The sequence below is a fragment of the Streptomyces sp. NBC_01352 genome (genome assembly GCF_036237295.1).
Classification (GTDB): Bacteria; Actinomycetota; Actinomycetes; order Streptomycetales; family Streptomycetaceae; genus Streptomyces; species Streptomyces plumbiresistens.
The window spans coordinates 5,033,329-5,049,052 of record NZ_CP108354.1; the positions used below are offsets into that span (position 1 = coordinate 5,033,329).

General features: G+C 70.6%; 14 protein-coding genes. 6 read left to right on the forward strand and 8 right to left on the reverse strand.

The window, feature by feature from the left end:
* Positions 1-34: 34 nt before the first annotated feature.
* Positions 35-1,315 (reverse strand): hypothetical protein, encoded by a 1,281-nt coding sequence (locus OG252_RS23315; protein WP_329338402.1) that lies wholly within the window; start codon positions 1,313-1,315, stop codon positions 35-37.
* 170 nt (positions 1,316-1,485) lie between these two features.
* Positions 1,486-2,613 (reverse strand): alpha/beta hydrolase, encoded by a 1,128-nt coding sequence (locus OG252_RS23320; RefSeq protein WP_266435769.1) that lies wholly within the window; start codon positions 2,611-2,613, stop codon positions 1,486-1,488.
* Positions 2,614-2,801: 188 nt separating this feature from the next.
* Here OG252_RS23320 and OG252_RS23325 point away from each other — a divergent pair, with 188 nt between their 5' ends.
* The 6 genes from OG252_RS23325 (at position 2,802) to OG252_RS23350 (ending at position 7,949) form a co-directional block, all read left to right on the forward strand.
* Positions 2,802-4,613, forward strand: coding sequence for a phosphatidylglycerol lysyltransferase domain-containing protein (locus OG252_RS23325; RefSeq protein WP_329338405.1), 1,812 nt, complete (start codon positions 2,802-2,804; stop codon positions 4,611-4,613).
* Between the two features lie 108 nt (positions 4,614-4,721).
* Entirely contained in the window at positions 4,722-5,612 is an 891-nt protein-coding gene (gene folP, locus OG252_RS23330; RefSeq protein ID WP_329338407.1) for a dihydropteroate synthase, read from the forward strand.
* Positions 5,609-6,112, forward strand: a complete 504-nt coding sequence (locus OG252_RS23335; protein ID WP_266435774.1) for a nuclear transport factor 2 family protein — start codon at positions 5,609-5,611, stop codon at positions 6,110-6,112. The genes folP and OG252_RS23335 overlap by 4 nt, the downstream gene beginning before the upstream one ends.
* 278 nt (positions 6,113-6,390) lie before the next feature.
* A complete protein-coding gene (gene folB / locus OG252_RS23340) occupies positions 6,391-6,750 on the forward strand; it encodes a dihydroneopterin aldolase (RefSeq protein WP_266435775.1) in 360 nt (119 codons plus the stop codon).
* Positions 6,747-7,358, forward strand: coding sequence for a 2-amino-4-hydroxy-6-hydroxymethyldihydropteridine diphosphokinase (folK, locus tag OG252_RS23345; protein WP_266435777.1), 612 nt, complete (start codon positions 6,747-6,749; stop codon positions 7,356-7,358). The genes folB and folK overlap by 4 nt, the downstream gene beginning before the upstream one ends.
* A 105-nt stretch (positions 7,359-7,463) precedes the next feature.
* Positions 7,464-7,949 carry a DUF3180 domain-containing protein gene (locus OG252_RS23350; RefSeq protein ID WP_266435778.1) on the forward strand — a complete coding sequence of 162 codons (486 nt, stop codon included), beginning with the start codon at positions 7,464-7,466 and terminating at the stop codon, positions 7,947-7,949.
* 24 nt (positions 7,950-7,973) lie between these two features.
* Here OG252_RS23350 and folE read toward each other — a convergent pair whose 3' ends face one another.
* The 6 genes from folE to dacB form a co-directional block, all read right to left on the reverse strand.
* Entirely contained in the window at positions 7,974-8,579 is a 606-nt protein-coding gene (gene folE / locus OG252_RS23355; RefSeq protein ID WP_266435780.1) for a GTP cyclohydrolase I FolE, read from the reverse strand.
* Positions 8,580-8,729: 150 nt separating this feature from the next.
* Positions 8,730-10,769 carry an ATP-dependent zinc metalloprotease FtsH gene (gene ftsH, locus OG252_RS23360; protein WP_266435783.1) on the reverse strand — a complete coding sequence of 680 codons (2,040 nt, stop codon included), beginning with the start codon at positions 10,767-10,769 and terminating at the stop codon, positions 8,730-8,732.
* A gap of 184 nt (positions 10,770-10,953) precedes the next feature.
* Complete coding sequence (gene hpt, locus OG252_RS23365) at positions 10,954-11,514, reverse strand: hypoxanthine phosphoribosyltransferase (RefSeq protein ID WP_329338410.1); 561 nt, start codon at positions 11,512-11,514, stop codon at positions 10,954-10,956.
* A gap of 61 nt (positions 11,515-11,575) precedes the next feature.
* Positions 11,576-12,673: a tRNA lysidine(34) synthetase TilS gene (gene tilS / locus OG252_RS23370; protein WP_329338411.1), complete on the reverse strand. Its 1,098-nt coding sequence runs from the start codon at positions 12,671-12,673 to the stop codon at positions 11,576-11,578.
* Between the two features lie 191 nt (positions 12,674-12,864).
* Complete coding sequence (locus OG252_RS23375) at positions 12,865-13,989, reverse strand: zinc-dependent metalloprotease (protein ID WP_266435789.1); 1,125 nt, start codon at positions 13,987-13,989, stop codon at positions 12,865-12,867.
* Between the two features lie 62 nt (positions 13,990-14,051).
* Entirely contained in the window at positions 14,052-15,635 is a 1,584-nt protein-coding gene (dacB, locus tag OG252_RS23380) for a D-alanyl-D-alanine carboxypeptidase/D-alanyl-D-alanine endopeptidase (RefSeq protein WP_329338414.1), read from the reverse strand.
* Positions 15,636-15,724: the final 89 nt, after the last annotated feature.

Consider the following 15,724-nt stretch of genomic DNA (forward strand, 5'->3'; position numbering starts at 1 on the left):
GGCTCCTGGCCGGCCCCGTCGTTACGAAACCGCGTTACGAAACCGCGCTCCGCAGCCCCTGCACGTCGATCTGCTCGGTCTCGTCGTGGGCCGTCAGGTCGATGACCTGGCCCACGCCACGGGACTCCTCGTCCGCCGGCTTGAACTCCGCCTCGGCCTCGGCCTTGTGGAGCGCGAGGGCCTCCTGGCCGACGACGTCGGCGAGGTCCTCGTTCTGGACGGCCGCCAGCGCGGCCGGGGCCGCGCCCTTCTGCGCACCGAAGAAGTCGAAGCCGCCCTCGACCAGCGGACGCCGCGCGGGCGTCGTCGGCACGACCGCCACCGCCGTCGGGGCGACGAAGTGTCCGGAGGACTGCCGGCCCGGCTGGGCGGTCTTGGCCGTGGTGACGGCGGCCGCGCGCGAATGCCCGTCGACCGCCTCGGGCTTCCCCTGCGCCTCGTCCTCCTGCGCGGCCTCCGCCTCGGTGCCGCCGGCGGCACCGGCCGCCGGCGCCTCGGCCGAAGCGACCTTCACCGGCTCGCCCTTCTTGGCGTCCTTGGGGCCGGCCTTGTTCACGCCCTTGGAGTCGTTCTTCGCCTCGGACTTGGACTCGTTCTTCGGCTCGGCCTTCACCGTGCCGTCGCCGTCGTCGCCGAAGCGCGCCAGCGCTCCCTGTGCCCGCAGGAACAGCTTGGAACCCTCCGGCGAGAAGATCGCCGGAGCCTCCGGTTCGTCTTCCGCCGCCGGTACTGCCGCGGCAGTCTCTTCGGTTTCTTCCGCCTCGGAAGTCTCGTCGACTTCCGGATCGGCCGGGGCAGCCACAGCCCCCGCCTCCGCCACGGGCGCGGCCGGCGCCGGCAGCAGCTCACGGGCCGGACCCGACGCCTCTATCTCCAGCAGACGACGGCCCTCAAGGGCGCTGGCCCGCTCGGTCTCCGCCGTGGCGTACCGCCGCAGCAGCGCCGCGTGTTCGTTGCGCAGGCCCGCGAGTTCGGCGCGCTTGGCCCGCAGCCGCTGCTCCAGCTTGACGCGCAGCTCGCGCGACTCGTCGAGGTCGGTCTCCAGTTCGGCGACCCGCTCCTCGTAGCGCCACTCGTCGCTCGCACGCGCGCGCGTGAGGTCGGCGACCTGCTTGCCCGCCTGGGTGTCCCAGTGACGCATGACGACCGCACCGACGACCGCCGTCACCGCGGCGGCCGCGGCCAGCCCACGGAGCACTGTCTGTTCCGTGAACACCCAGGGGCCGAGAGCGCAGACCAGAGAGACTCCTGCGATCGCCGACGGGGGCAGGATCCTGTGCAAAGGCGGGGAATGGCGGTGACGTCCACGTGGCATGGCCAGAAACTTACCGCGCGTAGGCGAATGATGGTGCCCCGGGCCGTAAAAACACCGCCATCCCGAAGACTTCACAGGTCATCAGGAAACAGATCCGCATCGAATTCGGCAGGATTGGCAAGAGGCACCACGCGCGGCCGACCGGAACGGCGAGAACTGCAAGATCGTTTTCAGTGGTCGCCCAGCCGCCCGCCGATCCACTGCAGCGTCGCGGGAATCTCCCGACGCCAGGTGTTGAAGTTGTGCCCGCCGCTTTCGAGGATGATCGACGAGATCCGTGTCCGCCCGGTGTTCTTCACCCGCTCTATGAACTTCAACGTGTCCTTGTAGTTGGCCTCGCCGGCCTTGCTGCTGGTGACGAGCAGTGAAGTGTCGGGCGCGGGCCTGTGCTTGAGGTACCACCAGAGGTTGGCCCGGTCGCGCAGTTCCCTGTCGCCGTGGAAGAGGTCGCCCGTGGTCGGGTCGCTCGGCGCGTTGTAGTACGCGGACAGCCCCGCCCCGGCGGCGTACACCTCGGGGTGGTGCATGGCGAGCTTCAGCGCGCAGTAGCCGCCCGTGGAGTCGCCGATGATGCCCCAGCTGCCCGGCTTTTCGCCCACCCTGTAGTGGGCGAGTACGGCGTCGGGCAGATCCCTTGCGAAGAACGACTCGGTCTGCGGACCGCCGGGGATGTCCACGCACTCCGTGTCCCGCGGCGGCGCCACCGTCGGCCGCAGCATCACCAGGATCATCGGCTGCATACGTCCGTTCTCGGCGAGCTTCCATGCCGTGCGCGGATAGCGGAGTTTGTCCACGAGCGCCTGAGCGGTACCCGGATAACCGGTGAGGACGACGGCCGCGGGAAACGTTCGCGTTCGGTACTGCGGCTGGAAGTACTCCGGCGGCAGATACACGTACGCGGGCGTGGCGATACGGGTCGTACGGCCCACAATGGCGACCTTCTGGATCTGCCCGCCGACCTGCGGCCTCAGACCGCCCGTCTCCTTCACCCGCTGCGTGTCGACCACCCGGAGAGGGCCGCCCGAACGGAGACCCTCGGTGTGGTCGACCACCACGCCCTGGTCGGTCTCCCGCCCGAACAGGTCAGCCCAGGAGGCGTAGAAACCGAAAGCCTGGTTGGCGGCGAGGCCGACGGACACGAAGAGTGCCAACTGGATGGCGAGCAGCAGGCCGACGCGTCCTCCCACGGCCCGCAGGTTCCGCCGTGCCAGCCGCGGCCACAGCCACACCGTGCCGACGAAGAGCAGCACGGCGCAGAGCACCGCCAGCAGCAGCGTCTTGTTGCTCGTGAGACCCATGGGTTCCTTCGCGAGGACTTGCCCGGGACTTGCCCAGGGCTTTGGACCGGTTTTGAGGAGGTGAGTGAACCTCTCCCACCGAGACACCGTCCTAGAGGGCGCAATGTCGCCGGATGCCCGAATCGGGCCCGGATCCAAGGTCTCTCGCGGAACAACGGGATGCGATGTCTGTCAGGACAGATGAGGAAATGTCGGGCGAGGTTCCGACCCGATCACACCGGATGCGGCGCGTCCTGAGTGGTCCGCGCCCCGAGGCCGTCCCGGCCCTCGTCGGCAGAGCGTGTGCCCTCGTGGGCCTCGTGGACATCGCCGCGGGCGTCTTCCCGCGCTTCAGGCACAGCCGTATGCACACCATCGCCGAGGTGCTGCCCGGCGCGCTCGGTCCGTTCGCGGCCGCGCTCGCGCTCAGCGCCGGCATCCTGTTGCTGCTGCTCGGTCACGGCCTCAAGCGCGCCAAGCGCCGGGCCTGGCGCGCCGCCGTGGTGCTGCTTCCGGCCGGAGCGATGGCGCAGTTCACCTACCGGCACTCGCTCGTGGGAGTCCTCATCTCGCTCGCGCTGCTCGCGCCCCTGCTGCGCCACCGCGACCAGTTCTCCGCGCTGCCCGACCCGCGCAGCCGGTGGCGGGCACTCGCCAACTTCGTCCTCATGGGCGCCGGTTCCCTCGCTCTCGGACTGGTCATCGTCAGCGTCCACCCCGATCACCTGGTGGGCGACCCCAGCCTGGCCGACCGCATCACGCACGTCCTGTACGGCCTGTTCGGCTTCGAGGGCCCGGTCGACTACCAGGGCAACACCTCCTGGACGGTCGCGGTCTCCCTGGGCGCCCTCGGCCTGCTCACCGCCATCACGACGATCTACCTGGCCTTCCGCCCCGAACACCCGGCCGCGCGCCTCACGGCGGAGGACGAGGCCCGGCTGCGGGCCCTCCTGGACAAGCACGGCGGCCGCGACTCCCTCGGCCACTTCGCGCTGCGCCGCGACAAGGCCGTGGTCTTCTCGCCCAGCGGCAAGGCGGCGGTGACGTACCGCGTCGTCTCCGGCGTGATGCTGGCCAGCGGCGACCCGATCGGTGACGTCGAGGCCTGGCCGGGCGCCATCGAGCGCTTCATGGACGAGGCCAGAGCCCACTCCTGGACCCCCGCCGTCATGGGCTGCTCCGAGACCGGCGGCGAGGTCTGGACCCGCGAGACCGGCCTCGACGCCCTCGAACTGGGCGACGAGGCGGTGGTGGACGTCGCGGATTTCTCCCTGGCCGGCCGTGCGATGCGCAATGTGCGCCAGATGGTCAAGCGCATCGAGCGCGCCGGTTACGAGACCCGGGTACGGCGCGTCCGTGACCTCGGCGACGTCGAGCTGGACCGCATCCGCCGCGCCGCCGAGGACTGGCGCGGCACCGACACCGAGCGCGGCTTCTCCATGGCGCTCGGCCGCATCGGCGACCCGGCCGACGGCGACTGTCTCATCGCCACCGCCCACAAGGCCGACGGCCGGCCGGGGCAGTACGGCGACCTCATGGCGATCCTGCACTTCGTGCCGTGGGGCACGGACGGCGTCTCCCTGGACCTGATGCGGCGCGACCGGTCGGCGGACCCCGGCATGAACGAACTGCTGATCGTGGCGGCACTCCAGGCGGCACCGAGGCTCGGCATCACGCGCGTGTCCCTGAACTTCGCGATGTTCCGCTCGGCACTGGCCCGCGGCGAGAAGATCGGCGCGGGCCCGGTCCTGCGGGTCTGGCGCGGGCTGCTGGTCTTCCTGTCCCGCTGGTTCCAGATCGAGTCCCTGTACAAGTTCAACGCGAAGTTCCAGCCGCGCTGGGAGCCCCGCTTCGTCGTCTACCGCGCCTCCGGAGACCTGCCCCGCATCGGCTTCGCCGCCATGCAGGCGGAGGGCTTCGTCAACCTGGCCCTCCCCCTTCCGCGCTTCCTGCGACGCCGTACGGCCCCCTCGCGCGCGTGCGCCCACGCCGTCACGGAGCGGGACGTCCGCGCGGCGTGACGCAGCCACCCGGACAGGCCGCGGTCACGGTGACGGCCCCGGGGGCCCGCCCCTCGCCACGGCCGGGCCCCGGGGCTCGCGGCCCCGCCCTGGGCCTACGCTGAACGTATGAGCAAGCAGAGCGGACGTGGACGCGTCGCGGGCCTTCCGGAATGGGGCCGCTGCGCGGTCATGGGAGTCGTGAACGTCACCCCCGATTCCTTCTCCGACGGCGGCCGCTTCTTCGACACGACAGCGGCCGTCAAGCACGGCCTGGACCTGGTCACCGAGGGCGCCGACCTGGTCGACGTCGGCGGCGAGTCCACCCGCCCCGGCGCCACCCGGGTCGACGAGGCCGAGGAGCTCAAGCGGGTGATCCCCGTGGTCCGCGGCCTCGCCTCCGAGGGCGTCACCGTCTCCGTCGACACCATGCGCGCCTGCGTCGCCGAACGGGCCCTCGCGGCCGGCGCCGCCCTCGTCAACGACGTCAGCGGCGGCCTCGCCGACCCCGCGATGATCCCGGCCGTGGCCTCCGCGGGCGCCCCCTTCGTCGTCATGCACTGGCGCGGCTTCCTGGAGGGCGGCAACGTCAGGGGGGTGTACGACGACGTCGTCGCCGAAGTCGTCGACGAACTGCACGCGCGCGTGCAGGCCGTTCTGGACGGGGGCGTCACCCCCGACCGCATCGTCGTCGATCCGGGCCTCGGCTTCTCCAAGGACGCCGAACACGACCTCACCCTCCTGGCCCACCTCGACCGCCTCCTCGGCCTCGGCCACCCGCTGCTGGTCGCCGCCTCCCGCAAGCGGTTCCTCGGCCGGGTCCTCGCCGGACCGGAGGGCGCGCCGCCGCCCGCACGCGAGCGCGACGCCGCGACGGCCGCCGTCTCCGCGCTCGCGGCGCACGCCGGCGCATGGGCGGTGCGCGTGCACGAGGTGCGCGCGACGGCGGACGCGGTACGGGTCGCACGCGCCGTGGAAGGCGCACGCGCGGCGGACAACGGCGCAGAGGGAGCCCTGTGAGCGCCCCCCACACCGAGGTCGAGCAGGTCGAACTCGCCAACGCCACCTATTACGAGGCGATGGAGCGGGGCGACTTCGAGGAGCTGACCTCGATGTGGCTGACCCCGTCCGACCTGGGCGTCGACGAGGAGTACCACGATCCGGCGGACACCGGTGTGATCTCGTGCGTGCACCCCGGCTGGCCTGTGCTCACCGGCCGCGGCGACGTCCTCAGGTCCTACGCCTTGATCATGGCAAATACGGACTATATTCAGTTTTTCCTCACAGATGTGCATGTTTCCATCACCGGTGACACCGCCCTGGTGACCTGCACGGAGAACATCCTCAGCGGCGGCCCCGCCCCCGAGGGCGGCGAGGAACTCGGCCCGCTCGTCGGCCAGCTGGTCGTCGCCACGAACGTGTTCCGCCGCACACCCGACGGCTGGAAGCTCTGGTCGCACCACGCGTCCCCGGTTCTGGCCGAAAACGACGAGGACGAAAGCGACGACACCCCCGCCTGAGCGGGTAGGCGCCCCACAGGAAGGACGCCGACAGGTCCCCGTCGCCCGCACGGACCAAGAAGTGGTTGGAATCACGGACCCGGGGTAGGGGCGGCTACCAGCCCGTGAGCCGTCGGGTTCCCCGGGGGAAACACAAGGTGAAACCTCCGGCCCCGGCTCGGGCCCGCGGCCCCGTGCCCCGGCCCTGTCAGTGCTCGCAGGTAGATTCGTTCGAGGCCGGTGTACCGCCCGCACACGGTAGGGACCGGCCGTCACCGACGATTGCAGGAGTGATTCGCGTGGATCGTGTCGCGCTGCGCGGCCTCAAGGCCCGCGGGCACCACGGCGTGTTCCCCAAGGAGCGCGAGGAGGGCCAGACCTTCATCGTGGACCTCGTCCTCGGCCTGGACACCCGTCCGGCCGCCGCCGACGACGACCTGGCGAAGACCGTGCACTACGGCATCGTGGCGGAGGAGGTCGTGGCCGTCGTCCAGGGCGAGCCGGTCAACCTCATCGAGACGCTCGCCGAGCGCATCACCCAGGCCTGTCTGAAGCACGAAGGAGTCCAGGAGGTCGAGGTCACCGTCCACAAACCGGACGCGCCGATCACCGTCCCCTTCGACGACGTGACCGTCACCATCACCCGGAGCCGAGTATGACCGCGTTCTTCACCGAGGGTCACAGCGACCCGACCGTACAGCCGGTACCCGCCTCCGTCGTCGAGAAGGTCGACGCCGCCGACACCACCCTCCAGAACCCGAAACGCGCCGTGATCGCCCTCGGCTCCAACCTGGGCAACCGCCTGGAGACCCTCCAGGGAGCCATCGACGCCCTGGAGGACACCCCCGGCCTCCGCATCAAGGCCGTCTCCCCCGTGTACGAGACGGAGCCGTGGGGCGTCGAACCCGGCAGCCAGCCGTCCTATTTCAACGCGGTCGTGGTCCTGAAGACGACGCTGCCCCCGTCCTCCCTGCTGGAGCGGGCGCACGCGGTCGAGGAGGCCTTCAACCGCGTCCGGGACGAGCGCTGGGGCCCGCGCACCCTCGACGTCGACATCGTCGCGTACGCCGACGTCGTCACCGACGACCCGAACCTCACCCTCCCCCACCCCCGCGCCCACGAACGCGCCTTCGTGCTCGCCCCCTGGCACGACGTGGAGCCCGAGGCCCAGTTGCCCGGCCGGGGCGCGGTCGCGACCCTCCTCGACACCGTCACCCGCGAGGGCGTGGAACCTCGCAAGGACCTGGAACTCCGGCTGCCCGAGTAGCCGTTAAGGTCAAGACGACCCTGGGGCGGCCCGCCGAGACGGCCGGACCGGACGGGTCATCACGACCACCGTCCGCGACCACGGCCGGGGAGCTGAAGGGACACCGTGAGAGAGCTGCGCATCAGGTTGCTGGCCGGCGTCTTCGCCGTCGCCGGGATCCTGTCCTGGGCGGGCGCCCGCCTCTGGAACTCGGTCGGGACCCTCCCCAGCGTCCCCCTGGCCGCCCCCATCGTCCTCGCCCTGATCGCCGCGGTCCTGCTGTCCACGGCGCTCTCGATCCGCGCCCGCCTCAAGGCCCAGCGCGAGCGCCGCCCCGAGGCCAAGGGCGTCGACCCGCTGATGGCGGCCCGCGCGGTCGTCTTCGGCCAGGCCAGCGCCCTGGTCGCCGCCCTCGTCTCCGGGATGTACGGCGGCACCGGCGTCTTCCTCCTGGAGTCCCTCGACATCCCCGCCCGCCGAGACCAGGCCATCTACGCCGGCTTCTCGGTCCTCGCGGGCATCGCCGTCATAGCGGCCGCCATCTTCCTGGAGCGCGTCTGCAGGCTCCCGGAGGACGACGACCACAACACGGGGGCGGCTTCGGCGGCCTGACCCGCCGGACGATCAGGAGGCCGCTCAGCGGGCCATGATGAGGCTCATCGCCTCATTACGGGTGGCGGGGTCACGCAGCTGGCCCCGGACCGCCGACGTTATGGTCTTCGCCCCGGGCTTCCGGACCCCCCGCATCGACATGCACATGTGCTCGCACTCGACGACGACGATCACCCCGCGCGGCTCGAGGATCTTCATCAGGGAGTCGGCGATCTGCGTGGTGAGTCGTTCCTGCACCTGGGGCCGGCGGGCATACACGTCCACCAGCCGGGCCAGCTTCGACAGCCCCGTGATCTTGCCGTCGGTGGACGGGATGTACCCGACATGGGCGACGCCGACGAACGGCACCAGGTGGTGTTCACAGCTGCTCAGGACTTCGATGTCCTTCACGAGCACCATCTCGTCGTGCCCCAGGTCGAACGTCGTCGTCAGCACGTCCTCGGGCTTCTGCCACAACCCCGCGAAAATCTCCCGGTACGCCCGCGCCACCCGCCCCGGCGTCTCCCGAAGCCCCTCGCGGTCCGGGTCCTCACCGACCGCGATCAGCAGTTCGCGTACGGCGTTCTCGGCCCGCTTCTCGTCGAAATCGCCGATCGAGCCCTCGCCGTCCAGCGTCACGGGGTCGGTCATCTGGTGCCTCGTTCCTGTGCCTGTCGCGCGTGTGGACCACGCGCCTCGCTGCGGACATGCAAAATGCCGCGCCCCCCAGGCTAGAACCTGGGGGGCGCGGCATCCATTCCGGGCCTGGTGAGGTCACCGTGCCCCGAAGTGTCCGAGGAGTCAGCTCTCCGGACGCTCCTCGGGGGCGGGCTCGGCCACCGGGGCGGGTTCCGCCGCGGTGGACTTCGCGGTGGAGATCGCCGGCGTCGCGCCGTTGGCGCCGTTCGTCAGTGCGAGCTCCCTGGGGGAAAGCACCGGCGGACGGGTGGACGGCGTGCGGCGGGAGGAGCCGGTCCAGGCCGGCCGCGGGGGACGCTTGACGATGGGAGCGAAGATCTCGGCGATCTGCTCCTTGTTCAGCGTCTCCTTCTCCAGCAGCTGGAGCACCAGCTGATCGAGCACGTCGCGGTTCTCGACCAGGATCTCCCAGGCCTCGTTGTGCGCGTTCTCGATGAGCTTCTTGACCTCTTCGTCGACGAGCGCGGCGACCTCTTCCGAGTAGTCACGCGGGTGCGACATCTCACGTCCCAGGAACGGCTCGGTGTTGTCGCCACCGAACTTGATGGCGCCGAGACGCTCCGTCATGCCGTACTGCGTGACCATCGCGCGGGCCGTTGCGGTGGCCTTCTCGATGTCGTTCGCAGCGCCGGTGGTCGGGTCGTGGAAGACGAGTTCCTCGGCCGCGCGGCCGCCCAGCATGTAAGCCAGCTGGTCCAGCATCTCGTTGCGCGTGGTCGAGTACTTGTCCTCGTCCGGCAGGACCATCGTGTAGCCCAGAGCACGGCCTCTCGAGAGGATCGTGATCTTGTGGACCGGATCGGAGTTCGGGGAAGCCGCCGCGACCAGGGCGTGGCCGCCCTCGTGGTACGCGGTGATCTTCTTTTCCTTGTCCGACATGATCCGGGTCCGCTTCTGCGGGCCCGCCACAACACGGTCGATGGCCTCGTCCAGCATGTGGTTGTCGATGAGCTTCAGGTCGCTGCGCGCCGTCAGGAGCGCCGCTTCGTTCAGCACGTTCGCCAGGTCCGCGCCGGTGAAACCGGGGGTGCGGCGGGCGACGGCCGACAGGTCGACGTCCGGCGCGACCGGCTTGCCCTTCTGGTGGACCTTGAGGATCTCCAGACGGCCCTGCATGTCCGGACGGTCGACCGCGATCTGGCGGTCGAAGCGGCCGGGACGCAGCAGTGCCGGGTCGAGGATGTCCGGCCGGTTCGTCGCGGCGATGAGGATCACACCGCCCTTGACGTCGAAGCCGTCCATCTCGACGAGCAGCTGGTTCAGCGTCTGCTCGCGCTCGTCGTGACCACCGCCGAGGCCGGCGCCGCGATGGCGGCCGACCGCGTCGATCTCATCGACGAAGACGATCGCCGGAGCGTTCGCCTTGGCCTGCTCGAACAGGTCACGCACTCGGGAGGCACCGACACCGACGAACATCTCGACGAAGTCGGAACCGGAGATCGAGTAGAACGGCACGCCGGCCTCGCCCGCGACGGCACGCGCGAGCAGGGTCTTGCCGGTGCCGGGAGGGCCGTACAGCAGTACGCCCTTGGGGATCTTCGCCCCGACGGCTTGGAACTTCGCCGGTTCCTGCAGGAACTCCTTGATCTCGTGGAGCTCCTCGACGGCCTCGTCCGAGCCCGCGACGTCCGAGAACGTCGTCTTCGGGGTGTCCTTGGTGATGAGTTTCGCCTTGGACTTCCCGAAGTTCATGACTCGGGAGCCGCCACCCTGCATCTGATTCATCAGGAACAGGAAGACGACCACGATGAGGACGAAGGGGAGCAGGGAGAGCAGGATCCCGACGAAAGCGTTCTGCTTCGTCGGCGAGACGGTGTAACCGTCCGGGATCTGCTTGTCCTGGTACTTGTTCTGCAAGGTGCCGGCGAGGGTCGCACCCTGGTCGCCGATGTAGCTCGCCTGGATCTTCGAGCTGCCCTCGACCTTTACGCCGTCCTTGAGCTGGACCTTCACGGTCTGCTCGTCGCCGGTGGTCAGCTTGGCTGATTCGACCTTGTTGTCATTGATCGCCTGGATCACCTGGCCGGTGTCCACCGTCTTGTAGCCACCGGACGAGCCGACGACCTGCATCAACACGACCACGGCAAGGACGGCCAGCACGATCCACATGACCGGCCCACGGAAGTATCGCTTCACGTCCATCCATACGGAGCGGTGCCGCCCCGTCCCTCCTGCCATAGTGAGTTTGATAAGACAGTTCTTCTGACGGTACCCCAGCATTGTGGACCGAAGCCGCACAGGACAGCCGGTGAACCCGTCTGCATGCTCCAACGGCGCGAAACCCGCTGGGGTTCCCGATCGTCTTACAGGGCTTGGGCTGTCTGGCTCAGCCGCCGTAGACGTGGGGCGCGAGCGTACCGACGAACGGGAGGTTGCGGTACTTCTCGGCGTAGTCGAGGCCGTAACCGACGACGAACTCGTTCGGGATGTCGAAGCCGACCCACTGGACGTCGATGGCGACCTTGGCGGCCTCGGGCTTGCGCAGCAGAGTGCACACCTTGAGGGATGCGGGCTCGCGCGAGCCAAGGTTGGAGATCAGCCAGGACAGGGTCAGTCCGGAGTCGATGATGTCCTCGACGATCAGGACGTGCTTGCCCTTGATGTCGGTGTCGAGGTCCTTGAGGATCCGCACCACACCGGAGGACTGGGTGCCCGCGCCGTACGACGACACGGCCATCCAGTCCATGGTGACGGGGGTGGACAGCGCCCGGGCGAGGTCCGCCATGACCATCACCGCGCCCTTGAGGACGCCGACGATCAGCAGGTCCTTGCCCGCGTACTCCGCGTCGATCTTCGCGGCGAGCTCCATGAGCTTCGCGTCGATCTCTTCCTTGGTGATGAGCACCGACTTGAGGTCGGCACCCATGTCTTTCGCGTCCACCCGCATCACTTTCGGTCGTCCAACCGGCTGCCCTGCCCCTCGCCGAGGTGCACGGAGAGGCCGGGATTCAGCCTTGCCGAATCACCAGTCTGCCACCCTGCCGCTGGGCCACGACCTTGCCCGGGAGATTGATGGCTCCCTGGCCGCGCCAGCCGGTGATCAGCCGGTCGACTTCCTCGATGTGACGCGCGAACAACGAGCCCGCCGGGGCGCCGGCCTCGATGGCGGCGCGGCGCAGGATGCGACGGCGTACGGCGGGCGGCAGGGCGTAGAGCTTGGCGCACTCCAGCAGCCCTGCGGCGTCCCGGACGGCGGCCTCGGCCTGACCGGCCCAGGCGTCGAGGGCGTCGGCGTCGTCGCGGGAGAGCTGGGCCGTACGGGCGAGGGCCTCCACGACGCCTTTGCCGAGCGCCTTCTCCAGCGCGGGCAGGCCCTCGTGGCGCAGCCGGGAGCGGGTGTACGCCGGGTCTGCGTTGTGCGGGTCGTCCCAGACGGGCAGGGACTGGACCATGCAGGCCTTGCGGGCGGTCTGCCGGTCGAGCTGGAGGAAGGGGCGGCGGTAACGGCGGGCGGCCCCCGGCCCCCCGGAAACAGCGGCCATTCCGGACAGGGAGCGGATGCCGGACCCGCGGGCGAGGCCCAGCAGGACGGTCTCGGCCTGGTCGTCGCGCGTGTGGCCGAGGAGGACGGCGAGGGCGCCGTGGCGTTCGGCGGCCGCGTCGAGGGCGGCGTAGCGGGCGTCACGGGCGGCCGCCTCGGGTCCGCCTTCGCGGCCGACGGTCACGGCGGTGGACTCGACCGGGTCGAGGCCGAGTTCACGCAGCCGCAGGACGACCTCGTCGGCGCGCAGGTCGGAGCCGGGCTGCAGGCCGTGGTCGACGGTGATGCCGCCGGCGCGGAGGCCGAGCTTGGGGGCTTCGAAGGCGAGGGCCGAGGCGAGGGCCATGGAGTCGGCGCCGCCGGAGCACGCCACGAGCACGAGCGGCGACGGCGCGCGCTCGTGCGGGGGGTCGTCAAAGGCGCCGGGCTCGCCGGTCGTACGGCTCTCGGTCGTACCGCTCTCGGTCGTACGACCGGCAGTCGTACGGCTGTGCTCGGTGAGGATGTCGTGGAGGACGCGGCGGACCGCCAGGCGTATCGCCGCGACCGCAGGATGGGGACCCATGTCCGGTTCCCTTCATGAAGTTTTCGGGGGTGAGCCCGGGTTCGGTCACTCAGAGTGTGTAGATGGTGACAGAACCGGGCCGTTCCCCGAGCATTGCACGCCTACCCATCGCTCACGGTCCCTCGGACGGGTGATTGGAGGGGCGTTCGCCTGCCGTCGGCCGGATTCGCTTCACGACCTCGGCGCGCTGTTCACGACTCGGCCTTGCGATGCACCCGCGCGACCCAGTCCGCCGGTTTGGCGATCTCCGTCTTGGTCGGGAGGGTGTTGGGGGACGTCCACACGCGGTTGAAGCCGTCCATGCCGACCTGGTCGACGACGGCCCGCACGAAGCGTTCGCCGTCGCGGTACTGCCGGAGCTTGGCGTCCAGCCCGAGCAGCTTGCGCAGGGCCATGTCCAGTCGGGAGGCCCCCTTGGCGCGACGCTGCTGGAACTTCTCGCGGATCTCGGCGACGGTCGGCACGACGTCCGGACCGACCCCGTCCATCACGAAGTCGGCGTGGCCCTCCAGGAGGGACATCACGGCGGTGAGGCGGCCGAGGATCTCCCGCTGGGCGGGCGTCTGCACGATCTCCACGATGGACCTGCCGCCCTCGTCCTCCTCGCCCTCGGGGCGCCCGCCGGCGAGCGACTGGGCGGCCTCCCGGACGCGTTCCAGGACGGTCATGGGGTCGACCTCGGTCTCCCCCAGGAACGACTGGATTTCGCCCTGCAGGTGGTCCCGCAGCCAGGGCACGGCCGTGAACTGCGTGCGGTGCGTCTCCTCGTGCAGGCACACCCACAGGCGGAAGTCGTGCGGCTGTACGTCGAGTTCGCGCTCCACGTGCACGATGTTCGGGGCGACGAGGAGCAGACGGCCGCCGCCGTTCGCTCCCGCCGGGAGTTCGCGGGTGGCCGGGGCGAAGGTCTCGTACTGGCCGAGGACCCGCGAGGACAGGAAGGACAGCAGCATCCCCAGCTCGACGCCCGTCACCTTGCCGCCTACTGCGCCGAGGACCGCGCCGCCGGGGGTGCTGCCGCGCCGTTCCTGCATCTTGTCCAGCAGCGGCTTCAGCAGCTCCCGGAAGCCGGCGACGTTCGCCCGGACCCAGCCCGGTCGGTCGACGACGAGGACCGGGGTGTCGTGGGTGTCTTCCGTCCCCAAACGAGTGAAGCCCCGGACGTGTCCCTCCGAGGCCTTGGCATGCCGACGCAGCTCCGCGACGACGGCCCTGGCCTCGTCACGGCTCACGTCGGGGCCCGGCCGCACGAGCCGGGTCGCGGTCGCGACCGCGAGATTCCAGTCGACCATCTCGGCACCACCGATGCTCGTCATGCGTCAACCGTACGTGAGCGCTACCGCTTGGGGCAGGGCCGCGCGAGGTTGACGGGGCCGCGTTACCTGCAACCGCACGCCGCCAGAGCCGTCGCGGTCCTGTCCAGCGCCGACTGCGCCGCCGCCGGGTCGGTCGTGTTCGACGTGAGGAACGCGAAGGCCAGCAGGTGGCCGTCCTGGTCCACCACCGTTCCCGCCAGCGTGTTCACGCCGGTCAGGGTGCCTGTCTTCGCTCGTACGATCCCTGCCGCGCCGTCCGTGTAGCGGCTGGTCAGGGTGCCCGTGAAGCCGGCCACCGGGAGGCCGGTGAGGGCGGGGCGGAGTTCCGGGCGGGTGGGGTCGCCGGCCTTCACCAGAAGGGCCGTCAGGAGGTCCGCCGTGAGTCTGTCGTTCCGGTCGAGGCCGCTGCCGTCCTTGAAGGCGGCGCCCGACACGGGCAGTCCGAGTTTCTTCAGCTGGGCGCCGATGGCCCGGCCGGCGCCGTCGAAGTCGGCGCGTTTGCCGGTCGCGACCGCCGTCTGGCGGGCGAGGGCCTCGGCGATGTCGTTGTCGCTGTTGGTGAGCATGCGTTCGACGAGGGCGGAGAGCGGCGGCGAGGAGACCGTGGCGAGGGACTCGGCGCGGCCGGTGGCCTTGGAGGGGCCGGGGGACGTCGTCTTGATGCCGTTGTCCTCGAGGAGCTCGGCGAAGGTACGGGTCGCGTCCGCCGCCGGGTCCGGCACGCGGGGCGCGGGGCCGCTCGCGGAGTCGTCCGTGCGGGCCTCGTCGGCCATCAGGGCGGTGACGAGGGCGAGGTTGTCGTTGACTCCGATGGGATGACGTTCGGAACCGGCGTACAGGGTGGTGTCGTACGAGAGCGTGACCTGGTTGATGTCGCGCTTCTTCAGGGCGGCGGCGGTGTCGTCGGCGAGGGTGCGCAGGCTCGCCCAGCCCTCGGCGTCCTTCCGGGCGGTGAGGGTGGGGTCGCCGCCGCCGACGAGGACGAGTTCGTCGGTGTCGGGTTCGAGGGCGGCGCGGGTGGTGAGGCGGTGGTCGGCGCCCAGGGCGGAGAGGGCGGCGACGGCGGTGGCGATCTTGGTGGTGGAGGCGGGGGTCAGGGCCTCGTCGGCGCCCGTGCCGTAGAGCCGCTTGCCGGTGGCGACGTCGACGACCGCCGCCGTGGAGCGGGCGCCGAGCGCCGGATCCCTCAGGAGGGGGCTCAGGACCTCGGCGAGGGCCGGGCCGGTCGGGGCCCTCTTGGCGCCGTTCGTGGCACCGCCGAGGCCGGCGAGCACGGAGGCGGCGCTGGGGGCGGGCCGGGGCGCCCCGCCCACCGAACCGGACGAGCCGTCGTGATCTGCGCCACCCGTTCGCTCCTGGGCGACCGCCCGGTCCCGCTCCGCCGTACGCTGACCGGTGGAGTCCCAGGGGCCCGCGGCGGTCACCACTGCGGCGGCCAGCGCCAGTCCGGCGGTGGCGGCGCCCGCGGTGTACTGCCAGGTCTTCGGTGTCTTCGGCCTCGTGATCCGCGCGACCTGCGGCTTCGCGGCCCGCGCGATCCGTGCGAGCCTCGGCTTCGCGGCCGTCGCGGCGCGCGCAAAACGCGGTCGTACGGCGTCCGCGGCCTGTGCCAGACGCGGTCGTACGGCGTCCGCGACCCGCGTCACATGCGGTCTCGCGGCCCGCCAAGGCCTCCGCTCTGGCACGACCACCAGCCCCTTTCGCGATCACACACCTGCGTGAGGGACACTTAACC

Bases quoted from the DNA above. Each gene is read 5' to 3' on its own strand.
- OG252_RS23315 (WP_329338402.1), bottom strand. From the start codon at position 1,315: ATGCCACGTGGACGTCACCGCCATTCCCCGCCTTTGCACAGGATCCTG.
- OG252_RS23320 (WP_266435769.1), bottom strand. From the start codon at position 2,613: ATGGGTCTCACGAGCAACAAGACGCTGCTGCTGGCGGTGCTCTGCGCC.
- OG252_RS23325 (WP_329338405.1), top strand. From the start codon at position 2,802: ATGTCGGGCGAGGTTCCGACCCGATCACACCGGATGCGGCGCGTCCTG.
- folP (WP_329338407.1), top strand. From the start codon at position 4,722: ATGAGCAAGCAGAGCGGACGTGGACGCGTCGCGGGCCTTCCGGAATGG.
- folK (WP_266435777.1), top strand. From the start codon at position 6,747: ATGACCGCGTTCTTCACCGAGGGTCACAGCGACCCGACCGTACAGCCG.
- folE (WP_266435780.1), bottom strand. From the start codon at position 8,579: ATGACCGACCCCGTGACGCTGGACGGCGAGGGCTCGATCGGCGATTTC.
- ftsH (WP_266435783.1), bottom strand. From the start codon at position 10,769: ATGGACGTGAAGCGATACTTCCGTGGGCCGGTCATGTGGATCGTGCTG.
- hpt (WP_329338410.1), bottom strand. From the start codon at position 11,514: ATGCGGGTGGACGCGAAAGACATGGGTGCCGACCTCAAGTCGGTGCTC.
- tilS (WP_329338411.1), bottom strand. From the start codon at position 12,673: ATGGGTCCCCATCCTGCGGTCGCGGCGATACGCCTGGCGGTCCGCCGC.
- OG252_RS23375 (WP_266435789.1), bottom strand. From the start codon at position 13,989: ATGACGAGCATCGGTGGTGCCGAGATGGTCGACTGGAATCTCGCGGTC.